The following is a 17398-nucleotide window of genomic DNA, read 5'->3' as shown; positions in this document are numbered from 1 at the left end:
TACGCCCGGCGGGGTCGCTCTCTAAGAGGACCCTGAGAGAACCGCAACTGCATGTGACCGACGACACGGCCCCGCAGGCACATTTCCCGGCCTGCGGGGCCGCGTCGTGGGAACGATCCCCGGAACGGATGCGTTGACCCCGTACAGGGCAAGCGGTGAGGCCCATCAATCGCCCGCCGCAGCCCGCGCAGGGGAGGAAATGCACATGACGGTGACCACGACCGCTCCGGCCGTACCCGGCCCGCGCCTCACGACCGAGGCCCCCGCTCGCGCCACCGTGTCGTCGTCCGGCGCGAAGCGGACCGCCCCCACGGTCGCTCGCAGCTCCCGCCGTCGCACCGACGGCGACGGAGGCACCGCACTGGAAGCCACCGTACCCGGTGCCGCGGCCGCGGTGGCGGAGGATCTCGACGCCCAGAGTCCCGCCGCGGACCTGGTGCGCGTCTACCTCAACGGGATCGGCAAGACCGCACTGCTGACCGCGGCGCAGGAGGTCGAGCTCGCCCGGCGCATCGAGGCCGGCGTGTTCGCCCAGCACCGGCTGGACACCGCCGCCGCCGACGGCACGCTGGACGGGCTGGACCTGCAGTACCGCCGCGACCTGCGCGCGGTCGTCCGCGACGGGCTGCTGGCCAAGAACCACCTGCTGGAGGCGAACCTCCGGCTGGTGGTCTCGCTCGCCAAGCGCTACACCGGGCGCGGGATGCCGCTGCTGGACCTGATCCAGGAGGGCAACCTCGGCCTGATCCGCGCGGTGGAGAAGTTCGACTACACCAAGGGCTTCAAGTTCTCGACCTACGCGACCTGGTGGATCCGGCAGGCCATCACGCGGGGCATGGCCGACCAGGCCCGCACCATCCGGCTGCCCGTGCACCTGGTCGAGCAGGTCAACAAGCTGGCCCGGATCAAGCGGGACATGCACCAGCGCCAGGGCCGCGAGCCCAGCGACGCCGAGCTGTCGGCCGAGTCGGGGATCCCGGAGCACAAGATCCAGGACCTGCTCGACCACGCCCGCGACCCGGTGAGCCTGGACATGCCGGTCGGGTCCGAGGAGGAGGCGCCGCTCGGTGACTTCATCGAGGACGCCGAGGCGACCGACGCCGAGAACACCGTGATCTCGAGCCTGCTGCACGACGACCTCCGCCGGGTGCTGGCGACCCTGGAGGACCGCGAGCAGAAGGTCATCCGGATGCGCTTCGGCCTCGACGACGGCCAGCCGCACACGCTCGACCAGATCGGGCGCGCCTTCAAGCTCTCCCGCGAGCGGGTGCGCCAGATCGAGCGCGAGGTCATGTCGAAGCTGCGGGTCGGCGAGCGCGCCGACAAGCTGCGCGCCTACGCGAGCTGACCCGGGCCGGCCGGGCGTCCCCCCACCCGGCCCCCGGCGACGGACGGCCGGCGGAGCGATCGCTCCGCCGGCCGTTGCCGTCTCGGGCACCCCGGGGCTCCCCACGAGTTCGGGATGCACGGCACGGGGAGTTCTACCGGATCGATTCCGCAGCGGTCACGGCGACACGGTGGCGGCCGCGGCACGGCACGGCGTGTTCCCCACCACCCCGGGCCGGATCGTTGGCCGAGCGCTCCGTCCCCGCCTAGGGTCGGGTCATGTCGCGTTCCCTCCCCGGCCCGGTCACCCCCGTCGTGACCCCGGAGTCCATGCGCGACGCACTGGGCGCGTTCGCGTCCGGCGTCGTCGTCGTCACCGCGATCGGCCCGGACGGGCCCATCGGGTTCACCTGTCAGTCCTTCGCGTCGCTGTCGCTGGACCCGCCGCTGGTGAGCTTCGCGCCGTCACGCGGGTCCTCGACCTGGCCGCGCATCCGCGAGGTGGGCCGGTTCTGCGTGAACGTGCTGGCCGCCGACCACGAGCACCACAGCGCCGGGTTCGCCCGCTCCGGGGTCGACAAGTTCGCCGGGGTGACCTGGGCGGCGGCGCCGTCCGGCTCGCCGGTCCTCGAGGGCGTCGGCGCCTGGGTCGACTGCGCCCTGTGGAACGAGTACGACGGCGGCGACCACACGATCGTCGTCGCCCGGGTCGACGCGCTCGGCGCGGACCCGGACCGGCTGCCGCTGCTGTTCCACCGCGGCACCTACGCCCTCACCCCCCGGGCCGGCTCGTGAGCGGCACCGTGGGCCGGATCATCGGGGTCGTCGCGGGCCCGGAGCCGGGCGGGCGCACGGCGGCCGCCGTCGCCGGGATCCTCGCCGGCACCGGGGCCGACACCGCCCTGATCGAGCTGTCGCAGACGCCCCTCGCCGAGGTCACCGCGGCCTTCGCCGACGCCGACGCCGTCGTGTTCGGCAGCCCGGTCTACCGGGCCGGGCACACGGCGTCGCTGCGGGCGCTGCTGGAGGCCACCGAGCGCGGGAAGTGGGGCGAGAAGACCGCCCCGCTCCAGGGCAAGGCGGCCGCGGTCGTGCTGACCGGCGCGAGCGGGCACCACTTCCTCGCCGTCGACGGGCTCCGGTCGGTGTTGGCCGGGTTCTTCGCCGTCCAGGTCCTCTCCCCCGGGCTCTACCTCGACCACTCCGGCTACGTCGACCGCAACACCCTCACCGAGCAGTCCGCGGAACTCGCGGCGGCGCACGGGCGGGCACTGGCCGACCTGACCACGGCGGTACGCGGCTCCGAGGCGCTGCGGGCGATCACGCCCGTCGTCTGAGGCGGCACCGGCGCGTCACCGCCCGGCCAGGGCGGTGGCGATCCGGGCGCCCAGCGCCACGTTGTGCCGGTACACCGCGACGTTGACCTCCAGGCTGGCCTCGCCGGTCGCGGCGCGGACCCGCGCCAGCAGGAACGGGGTCGCGTCCTACCCGCCGATCCCCGCGTCGTCGAGTGCGGCGAGGGCGTCGGCCAGGGCGGCGTCGTGCAGCGCGGGCGGGAGCTGCTCGGCGGCCGGGACCGGGTTCGCCACCAGCAGAGCGCCGGGCAGGCCGAGGTCGCGGGCGGCCCGCCAGGCCGCGGCGACCTGCTCCGGGGACTCCAGCCGCTGCCCGACCCGGTGCCCGGAGTCGGCCACGTAGAAGCCGGGGAAGGCGTGCGTGCGGTACCCGGCGACGGTCACGCCGAGGGTCTCCAGCCGCTCCAGGGTGGCCGGCACGTCGAGCACCGACTTCACCCCGGCGCTGACCACGACCAGCGGCAGCGCGGCGAGCGCGGGCAGGTCGGCCGACTCGTCGAAGGTGCGCGCGGCACCGCGGTGCACCCCGCCGAGGCCGCCGGTGGCGAACACCCGGATGCCGGCCCGGTGCGCGAGGTGCACGGTCGCGGCGACCGTCGTGCCCCCGCTCGCGCCGGTGGCGACGGCGACCGGGAGGTCCCGGGCGGACAGCTTCACCACGTCCGGGGCGGTCGCCAGCCGGGCCAGCTCGTCGTCGGTCAGCCCGACGACGACCTCGCCGTCGAGCACCCCGACGGTCGCGGGGACCACCCCGAGCGCGGCCACGAGCTCCTCGGCCTCCCGGGCGACGGCGAGGTTGCGCGGCGCGGGCAGGCCGTGGGTGACGATCGTCGACTCGCACGCCAGCACCGGGCGGCCGCCGGCCAGGGCGTCGGCGACCCGCTCCCCCACCCTCACCCGGCGGCCAGTGCGCGCAGGGCGGCCTCGGCACCGTCGACGGGTGAGGTGCCGAACGCGATCACCGAGCCGGGCGCGTGCCGGTGCACCAGGTTCACCACCCGCTCGAACAGCTCCAGGCACTCCGGGGTGCGGAGCCCGCCGCCGATGAGCACGCAGTCGTAGCGGCGGGCGGTCAGCGCCGCGGTGATCCGCGGTAGCTCGCCGTCCGGGCCGACGAGGACCTCGGTCGCCTCGATCCCGGCCGCGCGGTAGCCGTCGCGGCCCCGTTCCAGGGCGGCGAGCACGGGCGCCGGGTCGTAGCCGGGGATCCGCGCCGGGTCGAAGCCGATCACCAGCAGCGTCGTCACGTCCCCGCACGCTGCTCGCCGCGGCACCGGCCGTCAACCCTGCGGCGCCGGGACCGGGGTGCGGGCTGCCGAGCGGGCACAGACCAGCGCGACCAGCGCGCCGAGCAGCGTGAACCCGGTCGCGACCAGTACGGCGACGTGCCAGCCGGCCAGCAGCTCCGGCACCGGCTCGTCGCCCGCCGGTGAGGTCAGCACCGAGGTCAGCGTGACGCCGACGGCGGCGCCCAGGTAGCGGGTGGTGTTGTTGATGCCGCTGCCGGTGCCCGCCCGGTCCGGCGGTACCGAGGCGACCGCCTCGCGGCCGAGCGTCGCGTTCACGACCCCGGTTCCGACGCCGACGACGACGAGCGCGGCCAGGACCGCCCCGGTGCCGGACCCGGTCGCGAGCAGCCCGAGCTGACCGGCCGTCATGACCAGCAGGCCGACGCCGAGGCGGACGCCGCCGGTGACCCGTTCGCTGATCCGGCGGGTGAGCAGCGCGGTCACGATGCTGGTGCCCGACCAGCCGAGCAGCAGCAGCGCCGCCGTCGCGGGGGCGGTGCCGTGCACCGGGGCGAGCAGCGCGGGCAGGTAGGAGCTCAGCGAGATGATGCCGAGCCCGGTGGCGAGGCTCGCGACCGTCGCCGCGACCAGCCCGGGATGGCGGAACAGCTCCGGCCCCGCCATCGGGTGCGCGACGACGAACTGGACGGCGACGAACCCCGCCAGCAGCGCCGCCCCGGCCACGAGCAGCACGACGGTCGTGGTGGTGACCGGCAGCCGCCGGGCCTCGGTGAGGCCGGCGAGCAGCACCGCCAGCCCGGCGGCGAGCAGCACCATCCCGGCGACGTCGACCGGGCGCGGGCGGCCGGCGGTGGACTCGGTGAGCAGCGTGCGTCCGGCGAGGGCGAGCGCCAGCCCGGAGACCGCGACGGCGAGGTAGAGCACCCGCCACGGCAGCAGGCCCGCGAGCAGCGGGCCCGCCGCGATCCCGGCGGCCAGCGCAGCGCCCCACAGGCCGGTCGCGGCCGAGCGGCGCGGGCCCGGCGGCAGCGCGTGCCCGATCAGCGCGAGGCTGCACGCGACGACCGCGGCCGCCCCGACGCCCTGCCCGATCCGGCCGGCGACGAACCCGGCGGTGCCGGTGGCGAACGCCCCGCCCGCCGAGGCCAGGGCCAGCACGACCGCGCCGGTCGTGAACACCGCGCGCCGCCCCAGCCGGTCGGCCAGGGTCCCCGCGGTCAGCAGCACCGCGGTGAGCCCCAGGCTCATCGAGCTGAGGATCCAGGAGCGCCCCGACGGCGAGGAGCCCAGGTCGGCCGCGATCGGGGCCAGGGTGGCCAGCGGCGCGGTGTAGCTGACCAGGGCCAGCGTCGTGCCGAGCGACGCCACCGCCACCGTGCGTCGGGCCACGCCGCCACCCCCGTCGTCACCGCGGACCGGTCAAGATCAGGACGGACGCTACGCCGTGCGGGCTCAGCTGGGGAGGCCGAGCAGCGCGGGCAGGTCCGCGACCGAGTCGATGACGGCGTCGGCGCCCGCCGCACGCAGCCGCAGCTCGCCGTGCGCCCCGCCCCGTACCCCGACGGCGAGCCCCGCCCCCGCCCGGACGGCGGCGTCGATGTCGGCGGTGGCGTCACCGGCCACCGCGACCTGGGTGGGCCCGGTCCCGGCCCGCCGGGCCGCGGCGTGGAGCAGGTCGGGCTCGGGCAGGCCGCGGCCGTCGACGTCGGCGGGCGACAGGACCATGTCCGTCCGCTCGGCGAACCCCAGCGCCGACACCAGCCGGTCCCGCAGCTCGGGGTCGAAGCCGCAGGTCAGGGCCACGCTCAGGCCGGCGTCGCGGAGCGCGTCGAGGGTCTGCGCGGCGCCGGGGACCGGGCGGACGCGGCCCGCGTCCAGCGCGGCGTGCAGGTGGTCGGCGAACGCGGAGTGCGCGCGGCGGGCCCGGTACATGTCGCCGTCGAGGAGCTCGCCGAGCACCGTCATGACCGGGCGGTCCATCGTCGCGCGGGCCTGCCGGTCCAGCGCCGGGTAGCAGGGACCGTCGACGCGGACCCCGGCGGCGCGCAGGCCGGCCCGCAGGCCGGCGAGCACGAGCCCGTCGTCGGCCATCGTCGTACCCGCCAGGTCGAGCACCGCCAGATGCACGGGTGAACTCCACCGCCGCCGGATGACGATCACCCGACTCCTGGTCGACATCCGGGTGAACCGGCCGCGTCACTCCGGGGCGGGCGTCACCACAGCTCGCCGTCGCGCCAGTCGCAGACCAGCGCGCGGGCCGGGTCGAGCGGCGCGTCGACGGGCAGGACGTGCACGCTGCCACGCTCGTCGGGGGTGTCGACGACACCGGTCGGCGTCAGCGCACCCAGCGGCCCGTCCCAGCGGCGCCAGCCGTGCCGGAGGTAGAGCCGGGCGGCCCGTTCGGTGGCCCCGAGCGCGCCGAGCCGGTACCCGCCGCGCACGATCCGCCCGACCTCGCTCATGAGGGCGCCGCCCAGTCCCCCGCCCCGGTGGGCCGGATCGACGGCGACGGCCTCGACGTAGCCGGTGCGCAGGGCGACGCCGTCGTGCAGCACGCGCCGGGTGACGACGGCGGCGTGGCCGACCGGCGCACACGGCGGACCGGCGAGGACGTGCACACCGCCCAGTGCGTGGTCGAACGCGTCGTCGTCGAACGGCTCCCCCGCGTCCGGGCCCCGGGCGTCGCCGGGGCCGAAGGCGGTGTCGAGCAGCCGGCGCAGGGCACGCAGGCCGGCGGGGCCGAGATCGGCGGTGCAGACGACGGTGAGGTGCACCCGGGAGATCCTTCCCGAGTGCACCCCGCCTCGCGCGCCCCGGATCAGAAGGTGGGCAGCATCCAGCCGAGGACCGGTGTCGACTGCAGGTAGACCAGGGTGCACAGCACGAGCAGCAGCCCGAGGCTCCACAGCACCGTGCGCCGGAACAGCTCGGACTCGCGGCCCGCGATGCCCACCGCCGTCGCGGCGATCGTCAGGTTCTGCGGGCTGATCATCTTGCCGACGACACCGCCGGAGGTGTTGGCCGCGACCATCAGGTGCGGGTCGAGCCCGGCCTGCTGCGCCGCGGTCTGCTGCAGGGTCGCGAACAGGGCGTTGGCCGAGGTGTCCGAGCCGGTGACCGCGGTGCCCAGCCAGCCGAGGATCGGCGAGAGGAAGGCGAACGCGGCGCCGGTCCCGGCGATCCAGGTGCCGATCACGATGGTCTGCCCGGACAGGTTCATGACGTAGGCCAGGGCCAGGACCGTCGCGACGGTGAGGAAGGCGAAGCGCATCTTGTGCGCAGTCGCGGCGAACTCCCGCAGCGCGGTGGCGGGCGACAGGCGGTAGAGCGCGGCGATCACGACGCCCGACAGCAGCAGCAGCGAGCCCGGCGAGGACAGCCACTGGAAGGTGTAGGTCGTGCTCGACACGGCCTTGCCCGCCACGCTGAGCACAGCACCGTCCAGACCCGGCCAGCCGATCTTGAGGTCGGTGCCGGACAGGAACGACGCGACCGGGGTGACCAGTTTGGCGACCGAGAACACCACGATGATGAGCAGGTAGGGCGCGAAGGCCATCAGCAGCCGGCCGGTGGTCAGCGCCTGCGCCCGCTCGGCCAGGGTGCGCTGCTCGGTGGCCAGCGACCCGCCGCCGGCGCCGGGGGTCGGCCCGGTGGCGGGGGTGTCCTCGTCGCGCTCGATGCGCAACGCGTCTATGGCCTCGGCGCCGCCCCGCGGCTGCCAGAAGCGCAGCATGACCACACCGGCCACGAGACCGGCGAGCGAGGCGACGATGTCGGTGAGCTCCACCGACAGGTACGTGGCGGCGAGCCACTGGGCGACGGCGAACGCGACACCGATGACCAGGGCGACCGGCCACACCTGCTTGACGCCACGGACCCCGTCGGCCAGGAGCACGAGCAGGATCGGGACGATGAACGCGAGCACCGGGGTCTGGTGGCCGACGACGGCGCCGATCTCGGCGTAGGGGATGCCGGTCAGGTTGCCCGCGGTGATGATCGGGGTGCCGACGGCGCCGAAGGCGACCGGGGCGGTGTTGGCGAGCAGGACGACGACGGCGGCGCGCAGCGGGGAGAACCCGAGCGCCATCAGCATGACACCGGTGATCGCGACGGGGGCGCCGAACCCGGCCAGCGCCTCCAGCAGACCCCCGAAGCAGAACGCGATGATGATCGCCTGCACGCGGGGGTCGTCGGAGATCAGGTGGAACGCCGCGCGCAGGTCCTCGAACCGGCCGGCGGCCACCGTGAGCTGGTAGAGCCAGATGGCGGTGAAGACGATCCACATGATCGGGAACAGCCCGAACACCGCGCCCTCGGTGGCCGAGAGCAGGGCCAGGTGGACCGGCATGCCGAACGCCGCGACCGCGACGACGACCGCGACGGCGAGCGCGGAGAGTCCGGCCCAGTGCGCCTTCCAGCGCAGGGCACCCAGTGTCACGAAGATCGTGACCAGGGGCAGGAGGGCCACCAGTGCGGAGAGCCAGAGGCTCCCGAGCGGCTCGAGCTGTTGCTGGAACATGGTCACTCCGCAGGATCGGCGGTGATCGGGACGGTGACCGTGTGGCGTGGGATTGCAGCGCGACACGACCCCGATGAGTGAACGGCACCGGACACTGCACAGTCAAGTAGCATTGTCAGACAAGTTGCCCTGTCAGCCAGAGATACTGTGAAATGACGATCGCGCTGCTCCCCCGGAGGCACCGATGACCGTCGAGCTCGACGTCCGCTCACTGGTGGACGCCGTCACCCGCGCCCTGCGCGAGCGGATCCTGCGGGGCGAGATCGTCCCGGGCACCCCGGTCACCGAGAAGTCGGTCTCCGACGAGTTCGCGGTCGCCCGGCCCACCGCCAAGGCCGCTGTCGAGCGGCTGGTGTTCGACGGGCTGCTCCGGCGGCAGGCGAACAAGACCGCACGGGTACCCGTGCTCACCCTCGCCGAGGTCGGCGACGTCTACTTCTCCCGGACCCTGCTGGAGCTCGGCGCGATCGAGGTCGTGGCCGCGCGCGGCGAGGTCCCCGACGACGCGCGGCTCGCCCTGGAGCGGTTCGACCTGGCCTTCGGGCGCGGCGACGTGTCCGCCGTCGTCGAGGCCGACGTCGAGTTCCACCAGGCCCTGGTCGACGCGGCGGGCAGCGCGCGGCTCTCGCGGATGTACGCCTCGCTGATGGCCGAGTTCCATCTCTGCGTGGCCCGGGTCCAGTTACTGGGCCGGCTCGACCGGTCGACCCTGGCCGCCGAGCACGCCGCCGTCCTGGCCGCGGTCGAGGCGGGCGACCCGACGCTGGCCTCGACCGAGCTGGAGGCCCACATCACCGGCGCCCGGGACCGGATCCTCGCCGTCTACGCCGCCGATTCCTGACCTTCCGGACGGTCCGGGCGAACTGAGAGCCAACCGTCAGTTATGCGTCTACGCTGGCGGACGTGACCGACACCGAGGAGTTCACGTTTCCGCTCCACATGCGCCGCGACCGGTTCCTGCCCGACGCCGAGCTGGAGCGCATCCGCGACTCCGGCGACGTCCCACGGGTGCGGACCGCGTTCGGCGCCGAGGCCTACCTCGTCACCCGCTACGACGACGTGCGGCACGTGCTCGGCGACGCCGCGACCTACTCCAACGCCGGGAGCGCCGAGCTGACCCGCCCGGACGCACCGCCGCTGTCGGAGCGCGAGCAGGAGCAGATGCGGGCCGGCCAGCTGCTGCTGCAGGACCCGCCGGAGCACACCCGGCTGCGCCGCTTCCTCACCCGCGAGTTCACCCAGCGCCGGATGGCCCGCTTGGAGCCGCGCATCACCGAGATCGTCGACGAGTACCTCGACGCGCTGGAGGCCGCCGGGCCGGGTGCCGACCTGGTCTCCCTGTTCGCCCTGCCGGTGCCGTCGATGGTCATCTGCGAGCTGCTCGGGGTGCCCTACACCGACCGCGACGAGTTCACCGCCCGGTCGACGCGCCTGCTCGACGTGTCCCTGCCCGCCGAGGAGCGACTGGCCGTGGGCCGGGAGAACCGCGCCTACATGGCCCGGCTCGTCGACGCGGCTCTGGCCGACCCGGGTGAGGACATCCTCGGCATGCTGATCCGCGAGCACGGCGAGGAGATCAGCCACGACGAGCTGGTCGGGATCGCGTCGCTGCTGCTGATCGCCGGGCACGAGACGACGTCGAACATGCTGTCGCTGGGCACCCTGGCGCTGCTGGAGGACCCGGAGCAGGCCGCGATGCTGCGCAGCGACCCCGGGCTGGCCCGGCCCGCCGTGGAGGAGCTGCTCCGGTGGCTGTCGATCGTGCACACCGGGGTGGCCCGGGTGACGACGACCGACACCGTCCTGCGCGACACCCCGATCCCGGCGCGGTCGCTGGTGATGTGCTCGCTGCCCACCGCCAACCGCGACACCGGGTCCGGGTTCGACGACCCCGCCCGGCTCGACCTCACCCGCGGCGCGGCCGGACACGTCGCGTTCGGGCACGGCGTGCACCACTGCCTGGGCGCACCGCTGGCACGGATGGAGATGGCGACGGCGTTCCCCGCCCTGCTCCGCCGCTTCCCCACCCTCGCCCCGGCCGGGCCGGTCCCGCCCGAGGCCTTCCGGGCCTACCACTTCGTCTACGGCATGCACACGCTGCCGGTGACCTGGTGAGGCCGGGCGATACCGTGCAGTGATGACCGCTTCGTCGCTCGACGGCTCCCCGGCGGGCCGTCCGCTGCGCGCCGACGCCGCCCGCAACCACCGCCGGATCGTCGACACGGCGGCCGCGGCGTTCGAGTCCGACGGAGCGGACGTCCCGCTGGAGGAGATCGCGCGCCGGGCCGGGGTCGGCGTCGCGACGCTGTACCGCCGGTTCCGGACCCGCGACGTGCTGGTGCGGGCGGTGCTGGACCAGGTGTTCGTCGCGGAGATCGAGCCGACCGCGGCCGCCGGGGACGGCGACCCCTGGGCCGACCTGGCCGGGTCACTGGGCCGGGCGGTGGAGGCGATCGCCGGACGGCGGACGATCCTGCAGCTGGCCCGCGAGGCCGGCGCGTTCGACGTCGAGTCCGCCGAGCGCTACGGCCGGACGCTGACCAGGCTGCTGGACCGGGCGCGCGAGGCGGGCGCGGTGCGCCCGGAGCTCACCCCGCGGGACCTGTCGGCGGTCCTGGTCATGGCGCTGGCCGTCGCCGAGGGGTCGGACGCGGCGGAGACGGCGTCGGGCGAGGACCGCGCCCGCTACCTGGCGCTGCTGCTCGACGGGCTGCGACCGGGCAACCCGCCGCTGCCCCCGGGCTCGGAGGAGCCCTAGCAACGATCGGGGCACGGTCGCTGTCGCGGGCGGCGCGGACCCGCTACGGTTCCGGTCGTCCGCTCGGCAACGGCGCCGGGCGGATCCGCACTCCCGCCCCCGGAACCCGGGTGGTCCCCGGGCCCGCCGGTCCGACCGGCCGCGGTGCGGGCGTCGTCCTCGGCCGCCGAACCGGCCGGGGTGCCGATTCCGCTCTCAGCCGCCGAACCGGTCGGGGTGCAGCCGTCGGGCGAGCGTCGCGACCGCGTCGGCGTTGCGGATGCCGGGGCTGATCTCGGCGAAGGTCGTGGTGAACACCCTCCCGTCGCGGACCGCGGGGACCGTGGCGAGCGCCGGGTCGTTCCGCAGCCGCTCGGCCAGCGGCTCCGCGCCCTCCGGGCCGACGTCGCGCCCGCAGCAGGCCGGGATCACGATCACGTCCGGGCTCGCCGCGACGACGCCCTCCAGGGACACGGTTCGCTGCCGGCCGGCGAGGGTGTCGAACGCCTGCCGCCCGCCCGCGGCCTCGATGATCGTCGTCGCGACGTCGCCGGTGCCGAAGACCCGCAGCTCACCGGTACTGCCCGGGGAGTTCAGCATCGCCACCCGCGGACGGTCGGTGACACCGTCGAGCCGGGCGGCGACGTCGGCGAGGGTGCCGCGCATGCCGGCGACGACCTGCGCGGCCCGATCCTCGGCGCCCAGCAGGCGCCCGAGGTCGGTGAGATCGCGTTCGACGCCGGCGAAGGACACGTCGTTGTCGCCGATGCTCTGCTGGTCGCCGCCGTCGGCGGTCGGGCAGTAGGCGCTGAACAGGAAGGTCTCCGTGCCGGTGGCACCGAGCTCGGCGCGGGTGCCGAGCCCCTCCCGGGTGAACGCGCCGGTGAAGCCGGAGACGACGAGGTCCGGGGCGACACGCAGCACCTCCTCGCGCGACGGGTACTCCTCGGGCCAGTAGCTCTGCGGCCGGAAGTCCGGGTCGAGCTGTGCCGGCAGCGGGTTGTCCAGGTAGGCCGCGCCGACCAGCCGGTCCCCCGCCCCGAGCGCGAGGACGGCCTCGATGCCGTTCTGGAACATCGCGACGACCCGCTCCGGGCGCTGCACGGGCACGTCGACGCCGCAGTTGACGACCGCGTCGGCGGCGGGGCCCGTGGCGTGGTCGCCGTGCCCGGCGGGTGCCGCGACCGGGTCACCCGCGCCGCACCCCGCGAGGAGCACCAGTCCGGCGAGCAGCGGCGCCCAGCGGCGCGGGTTCCCGATCACCGCGACAGCATAGCCACAACACCTGATCGGCTCTTCAGATGTGCGGCTCTCGTCACGGCTCGGTCCCCGCGCCGCCCGGCATCAGAGCGCGTGCTGCAGGCGCTCCGCGAGCAGCCCCACGAACCGGGACGGGTCGGCGAGCTCGCCGCCCTCGGCCAGCAGGGCCATGCCGTGCAGCAGCTCGACGGCGCCGCTCTCGTCCTTCCCCGCGGCGCGGGCGTCACGCAGCCCGGTGACCAGCGGGTGCGACGGGTTGAGCTCGAGGATCCGCTTCACCTTCGGCGGCTCCTGCCCCATCGCCCGGTACATCTTCTCCAGGGTCGGGGTCATGTCGAACTCGTCGCCGACGAGGACGGCCGGGGAGGTGGTGAGCCGGGTGGAGAGCCGGACCTCCTTGACGTCGGAGGTCAGGACCTCGGCCATCCAGGTGCAGAGGTCGGCGAACTCGGTCTGCTTCGCCGCCGCCTCCTCCTTCTCCTCGTCGGTCTGCAGGTCCACCTGGCCCTTGGCGATGGAGCGCAGCGGGGTGCCGTCGAAGCCGTCGACGGCGTCGACCCACACCTCGTCGACCGGGTCGGTGAGCAGCAAGACCTCGTAGCCCTTGTCCCGGAACGCCTCCATGTGCGGGGAGGCCTCGATCGCGGTCCGCGAGTCCCCGGTCATGTAGTAGATCGCGTCCTGGCCCTCGCGCATCCGCTGCTTGTAGGCGGCGAGCGAGGTCGGCGCGTCGGCGTCGTGGGTGGTGGCGAACGCCGAGACCCCGAGGATGGTGTCGCGGTTGTCGGCGTCGGACAGCAGTCCCTCCTTGAGCGCCCGGCCGCACTGCTCCCAGAAGGTCGCGTACTTCTCCGGCTCGTTGTCGCGCAGCGAGCCGAGCACCGACAGCACCTTCTTCACCAGGCGCCTGCGGATCGCCGAGATCTGACGGTCCTGCTGGAGGATCTCCCGCGACACGTTCAGCGAGAGGTCCGCGGCGTCGACGACGCCCTTGACGAACCGCAGGTACTCGGGGACGAGCGCCTCGCAGTCGTCCATGATGAACACGCGCCGGACGTAGAGCTGGACGCCGCGGCGGGCGTCGCGCATGTAGAGGTCCATCGGCGCGACCTTCGGCAGGAACAGCAGCGCCTGGTACTCGAAGGTGCCCTCGGCGGCGAGCCGGATCGTCTCCAGCGGCTCCTGCCAGTCGTGGCTGACGTGCCGGTAGAACTCGGCGTACTCCTCCTCGGTCACGTCCTTCTGCGGGCGGGCCCACAGCGCCTTCATCGAGTTCAGCGTCTCGGGCGCGGCGTCGTCCGCGTCCCCCGCGGTGCCGATTCCGGGAGGCATCCGGACCGGCCAGGTGATGAAGTCGGAGTAGGTCTTCACGATGCGCCGCAGCACCGAGGGGTCGGCGTAGTCGTGCAGCTGGTCCTCGGTGTCGGACGCCTTGAGGTGCAGGGTGACCGCGGTGCCCTGCGGGGCGTCGGCGACGGGCTCGATCGTGTAGGTGCCCTCACCGTCGGAGGTCCACCGCACGCCCTCGCCCGCGCCGGCCTTGCGGGTCACGAGCTCGACGCGGTCGGCGACCATGAACGAGGAGTAGAAGCCGACGCCGAACTGGCCGATCAGCTCCTGGCGGGCGTCGTCGCCGGCCTCCCGGAGCTTCGCGAGGAGCTCCGCGGTGCCCGACCGCGCGATGGTGCCGATCAGGTCGACGACCTCGTCGCGGGTCATCCCGATGCCGTTGTCGCGGACGGTGAGGGTGCGCGCCCCGGCGTCCGGCACGAGCTCGACGTGCAGGTCCTCGGTGTCGGCGCCCAGGTCCTTGTCCTGGTAGGCGGCGAGGCGGAGCTTGTCCAGCGCATCGGAGGCGTTGGAGATCAGCTCGCGCAGGAAGACGTCCTTGTTCGAGTAGATCGAGTGGATCATCAACCGCAGCAGCTGCCGGGCCTCGGCCTGGAACTCGATCGTCTCCCCGCCCGTCGTGTCGGAGTCGATCTTCTCGCTGGTCGACGGATCCGTGCTCACGTCAGTCGTCCTCTCTGGGGTCGTCACGCTGGTGCGGTCGCGATTGTGCCGAACGGCGAGCGGCCGCGCGTTCGGTGCCCGACCCTGCGCCGTCGTCGCCGGTGCGGTGACCGGTACCGTCGCCGCAGGAAACCCCCCGAACCGGACGGATCACCCTCGTGCGCACGACCCGCAGCCCGGCCCGCCGCCTCGTCGCGGTGCTGCTGCTGTCGCTGGTCGCGGCGCTCGCCCCGATCGCCGGGTCGCTGACCGCCGAGGCCGTCCCGGCCACGGCCGCGGCCTCGGTCGGGCAGGACGTCGCGCCCGCCGAGGCACCCCGGCCCGCGCTGCTGGGGCGCTCCGCGCACGACGGTCCGGTCGCCCCGGACGCGACCGGCCACCCCGGGCCCGCCCTGGACGTGCTGGTCCTCGACGCCGCCGGGCTCGGGCACGACGCGCCCGCCCCCGTCGACGACCGGACGACGGCCGCCGCCCCGGAGCCCGGGTCCGCCGCGGACGTCGGCTCGCGGGGACCGCCGCGGGCCTGACCGGACGACCCCGCCGGTCGCCACCGCCCGCCACTCCCCCGCACCACCCCGCCGTGCCCCGGTCCCGACCGGGGCGCCCGCCGCCGAGGATCCCTGTGAAGCCACGCCCCGTGCTCTGGCGGGCGCTCATCGCGCTCGCCGTGCTCGCCCTGTCCTCCGTCGTCGCGCTCACCACCGCCCCCACGCTGGGGCTGGACCTGCGCGGCGGCACCCAGATCGTCCTGGAGACCCGCGACACCCCCGAGGTCGCCGCCGACGGCGAGGCCACCGACCGCGTGCTGGAGGTGCTGCGCGGGCGCATCGACGGGCTCGGTGTCGCAGAGCCCAGCCTGGCCCGGTCCGGGGAGAACCGGATCATCGTCGAGCTCCCCGGGCTGACCGACCCCGCCGAGGCCGCGGAGACCCTCGGCCGCACCGCGCAGCTGACGATGCACCCGGTGCTCGGGATCGGCGACCCCGCCGCCGGGGGCGCTCCCGGCACCGACGAGCAGGGCCAGCCGCTCCAGCTCGGCCCGGCCGCGCTGTCCGGCGACCTGGTCGGCTCCGCGATGTCGACGCCCAACCCGCAGGGCGTCGGGCACGTCGTGAACATCAGCTTCGACGGCGAGGGCCCCGCCCGCTGGCAGTCGCTCACCGGCCAGGCCGCGTGCGCCCCGATCGGCGATCCGCAGCGGCGCATCGCGATCGTGCTCGACCAGCAGGTCATCTCCTCCCCGCAGGTCACCGAGCAGACCGCGTGCAACGTCGGCCAGATCGGCGGGCAGACCCAGATCAGCGGCAACTTCTCCCCCGAGCAGGCTTCCGAGCTGGCCGTGCTGATCGAGGGCGGCGCCCTCCCGCTGCCCGTGGAGATCATCGAGCAGCGGACCGTCGGCCCGACCCTGGGCGCCGACGCGATCTCCGCGAGCGCCTGGGCCGCGATCATCGGCTCGGCGCTGGCCGGGGCGTTCCTCATCGTGGTGTACCGGCTCGTCGGGCTGGTCGCCGTCGTCGCGCTCGGCGGGTACGCACTCGTCGCCTACGCGGTGCAGACCGGGCTCGGTGCCACGCTGACGCTGCCCGGCCTGGCCGCGTTCGTCCTCGCGGTCGGCATGGCCGTGGACGCGAACGTGCTGATCGCCGAACGGTCCCGCGAGGAGTACGCGGCGAAGCCACGCCTGGAACGTGCCTCGGAGATGGGCTACGCGAACTCGCTGTCCGCGGTCGGGGACGTCGCCGTGACCTCGCTGCTCGCCGCCGTGCTGCTGTTCGGGCTCGCCTCGGGCCCGGTCCGCGGGTTCGGCGTCACGCTGGTCATCGGTGTGGTCGTGTCGCTGTTCTCCGCCCTGGTGCTCTCGCGGCTGCTCACCCTCGCCGTGCTCAAGATCCCCGCGGTGAAGCGCAGGCCGAGGATCACCGGTATCACCGAGATCGGCCCGGTCCGGCGCCGCCTCGAGGCGAGCGACCCCGGTTTCCTGCGGCGGCCGGGGCGCTACCTCGCCGTCGCCGGTGTCGTGGTGGTGGTGATGGTGTCCGGGCTGTTCGTGCGCGGCCTGGAGCTCGGTGTCGAGTTCACCGGCGGCCGGCTGGTCGAGTTCACGACGTCGAACCCGGTGAGCGTGGAGCAGGTCCGCGACGCCGTCGGCACCACCGGGATCACCGGGCTCACCGTCACCGAGACCGGCGACGGCGCGGTCGCGCTGCGCTCCGGCGAGCTCACCGACGCCCAGGTCGGGCAGCTGCGCGAGGTCGTCGGCGCGGCGGGCGGCGGCGCGGAGGTGCTGCGCGACGAGCTCATCGGCCCCAGCCTCGGTGCCGAGCTGGCCCGCGGCGGCATCATCGCGCTCGGTGTCGCGCTCGCCGCGCAGTTCCTCTACCTCGCGTTCCGGTTCCGCTGGACGCTCGGCGCCGGCGCGGTCGCGGCGCTGCTGACCAACGTGCTCGTGGTGGTCGGGGTGTTCGCCTGGACCGGGCGCACCGCCGACGGCGTGTTCCTCGCGGCGCTGCTCACCGTCATCGGCTACTCGGTCAACGACACCGTGGTCGTGTTCGACCGCGTGCGCGAGCACTGGGCACGCAACGCGAAGGTGCCGTTCCACAGGGTCGTGGGGTCGGCGGTGCTCTCGACCCTGCCGCGGACGGTGAACACCGGCATCTCGACGCTGACGATCCTGGTCATGCTGCTGTTCCTCGGCGGGGCGACCCTCGGGGACTTCGCACTGGCGCTGATCGTGGGCATCGTGGTCGGGACGGTGTCGACGATCGTCGTCGCCGGGCCGGTGTCGATCCTGCTGCAGCAGCGCTGGACCGGGCCCGCGCCGCGGACCTCCGGAGCGAAGCAGCCGGTCGGCAAGGCGGGACGGCGGCACCCGTCGAAGGCCGACCGGGCACGGCGCCGCGCCGGCGACGGCGCGGTCGTCTGAGTGCTGCTC

15 protein-coding genes and 1 pseudogene are annotated in these 17398 nt (G+C 74.6%); 8 read left to right on the top strand and 8 right to left on the bottom strand.

Going from position 1 to position 17398, the window contains the following annotated elements; translation table 11 throughout:
* Positions 1-199: 199 nt before the first annotated feature.
* From ZF1_RS11730 to ZF1_RS11720, 3 genes are all read left to right on the top strand, one after another.
* Positions 200-1348, top strand: coding sequence for a sigma-70 family RNA polymerase sigma factor (locus tag ZF1_RS11730; protein WP_226369504.1), 1149 nt, complete (start codon positions 200-202; stop codon positions 1346-1348).
* 257 nt (positions 1349-1605) lie between these two features.
* Entirely contained in the window at positions 1606-2121 is a 516-nt protein-coding gene (locus tag ZF1_RS11725) for a flavin reductase family protein (RefSeq protein WP_208819535.1), read from the top strand.
* Complete coding sequence (locus ZF1_RS11720) at positions 2118-2663, top strand: NAD(P)H-dependent oxidoreductase (protein ID WP_482637260.1); 546 nt, start codon at positions 2118-2120, stop codon at positions 2661-2663. Before ZF1_RS11725 ends, ZF1_RS11720 begins: the two co-directional genes overlap by 4 nt.
* Positions 2664-2678: 15 nt before the next feature.
* On the opposite strand, the pseudogene ZF1_RS11715 reads toward ZF1_RS11720, so the two are convergent.
* From ZF1_RS11715 to ZF1_RS11690, 6 genes and pseudogenes are all read right to left on the bottom strand, one after another.
* Positions 2679-3578 (bottom strand): annotated as a pseudogene (locus ZF1_RS11715) (pseudouridine-5'-phosphate glycosidase).
* Positions 3575-3928 carry a hypothetical protein gene (locus tag ZF1_RS11710; RefSeq protein WP_482637259.1) on the bottom strand — a complete coding sequence of 118 codons (354 nt, stop codon included), beginning with the start codon at positions 3926-3928 and terminating at the stop codon, positions 3575-3577. Before ZF1_RS11710 ends, ZF1_RS11715 begins: the two are co-directional and overlap by 4 nt.
* A gap of 33 nt (positions 3929-3961) precedes the next feature.
* Complete coding sequence (locus tag ZF1_RS11705) at positions 3962-5320, bottom strand: MFS transporter (RefSeq protein ID WP_482637258.1); 1359 nt, start codon at positions 5318-5320, stop codon at positions 3962-3964.
* 63 nt (positions 5321-5383) lie between these two features.
* Positions 5384-6058 carry an HAD family hydrolase gene (locus tag ZF1_RS11700; RefSeq protein WP_482637257.1) on the bottom strand — a complete coding sequence of 225 codons (675 nt, stop codon included), beginning with the start codon at positions 6056-6058 and terminating at the stop codon, positions 5384-5386.
* Between the two features lie 86 nt (positions 6059-6144).
* Complete coding sequence (locus ZF1_RS11695; RefSeq protein ID WP_482637256.1) at positions 6145-6705, bottom strand: GNAT family N-acetyltransferase; 561 nt, start codon at positions 6703-6705, stop codon at positions 6145-6147.
* A 44-nt stretch (positions 6706-6749) separates the two neighbouring features.
* The gene (locus ZF1_RS11690) at positions 6750-8450 is read right to left on the bottom strand and encodes an L-lactate permease (protein WP_482637255.1); all 1701 of its coding nucleotides are present in this window, start codon (positions 8448-8450) and stop codon (positions 6750-6752) included.
* Positions 8451-8634: 184 nt separating this feature from the next.
* On the opposite strand from ZF1_RS11690, the gene ZF1_RS11685 reads away from it, so the two are divergent.
* From ZF1_RS11685 to ZF1_RS11675, 3 genes are all read left to right on the top strand, one after another.
* A complete protein-coding gene (locus ZF1_RS11685; protein WP_482637254.1) occupies positions 8635-9291 on the top strand; it encodes a GntR family transcriptional regulator in 657 nt (218 codons plus the stop codon).
* A 98-nt stretch (positions 9292-9389) separates the two neighbouring features.
* Positions 9390-10565, top strand: a complete 1176-nt coding sequence (locus ZF1_RS11680) for a cytochrome P450 (protein ID WP_482638696.1) — start codon at positions 9390-9392, stop codon at positions 10563-10565.
* Positions 10566-10587: 22 nt separating this feature from the next.
* Positions 10588-11208 carry a TetR/AcrR family transcriptional regulator gene (locus ZF1_RS11675; RefSeq protein WP_062402483.1) on the top strand — a complete coding sequence of 207 codons (621 nt, stop codon included), beginning with the start codon at positions 10588-10590 and terminating at the stop codon, positions 11206-11208.
* A gap of 195 nt (positions 11209-11403) precedes the next feature.
* Here the strand turns inward: ZF1_RS11675 and ZF1_RS11670 are convergent, their stop codons facing one another.
* Positions 11404-12450: an ABC transporter substrate-binding protein gene (locus ZF1_RS11670; protein ID WP_476654447.1), complete on the bottom strand. Its 1047-nt coding sequence runs from the start codon at positions 12448-12450 to the stop codon at positions 11404-11406.
* Between the two features lie 81 nt (positions 12451-12531).
* On the bottom strand, positions 12532-14460 hold the full coding sequence (htpG, locus tag ZF1_RS11665) for a molecular chaperone HtpG (protein WP_482637253.1): 1929 nt from the start codon (positions 14458-14460) through the stop codon (positions 12532-12534).
* A gap of 158 nt (positions 14461-14618) precedes the next feature.
* Between htpG and ZF1_RS11660 the strand changes: the two genes are divergently transcribed.
* Both ZF1_RS11660 and secD read left to right on the top strand, forming a co-directional pair.
* On the top strand, positions 14619-14987 hold the full coding sequence (locus ZF1_RS11660) for a hypothetical protein (protein WP_482637252.1): 369 nt from the start codon (positions 14619-14621) through the stop codon (positions 14985-14987).
* A gap of 95 nt (positions 14988-15082) precedes the next feature.
* Positions 15083-17389, top strand: a complete 2307-nt coding sequence (gene secD / locus ZF1_RS11655) for a protein translocase subunit SecD (protein WP_482637251.1) — start codon at positions 15083-15085, stop codon at positions 17387-17389.
* Positions 17390-17398: the final 9 nt, after the last annotated feature.

The organism is Pseudonocardia sp. ZF1 (genome assembly GCF_056835605.1).
This window is presented reverse-complemented; position numbering and strand designations above follow the sequence as displayed.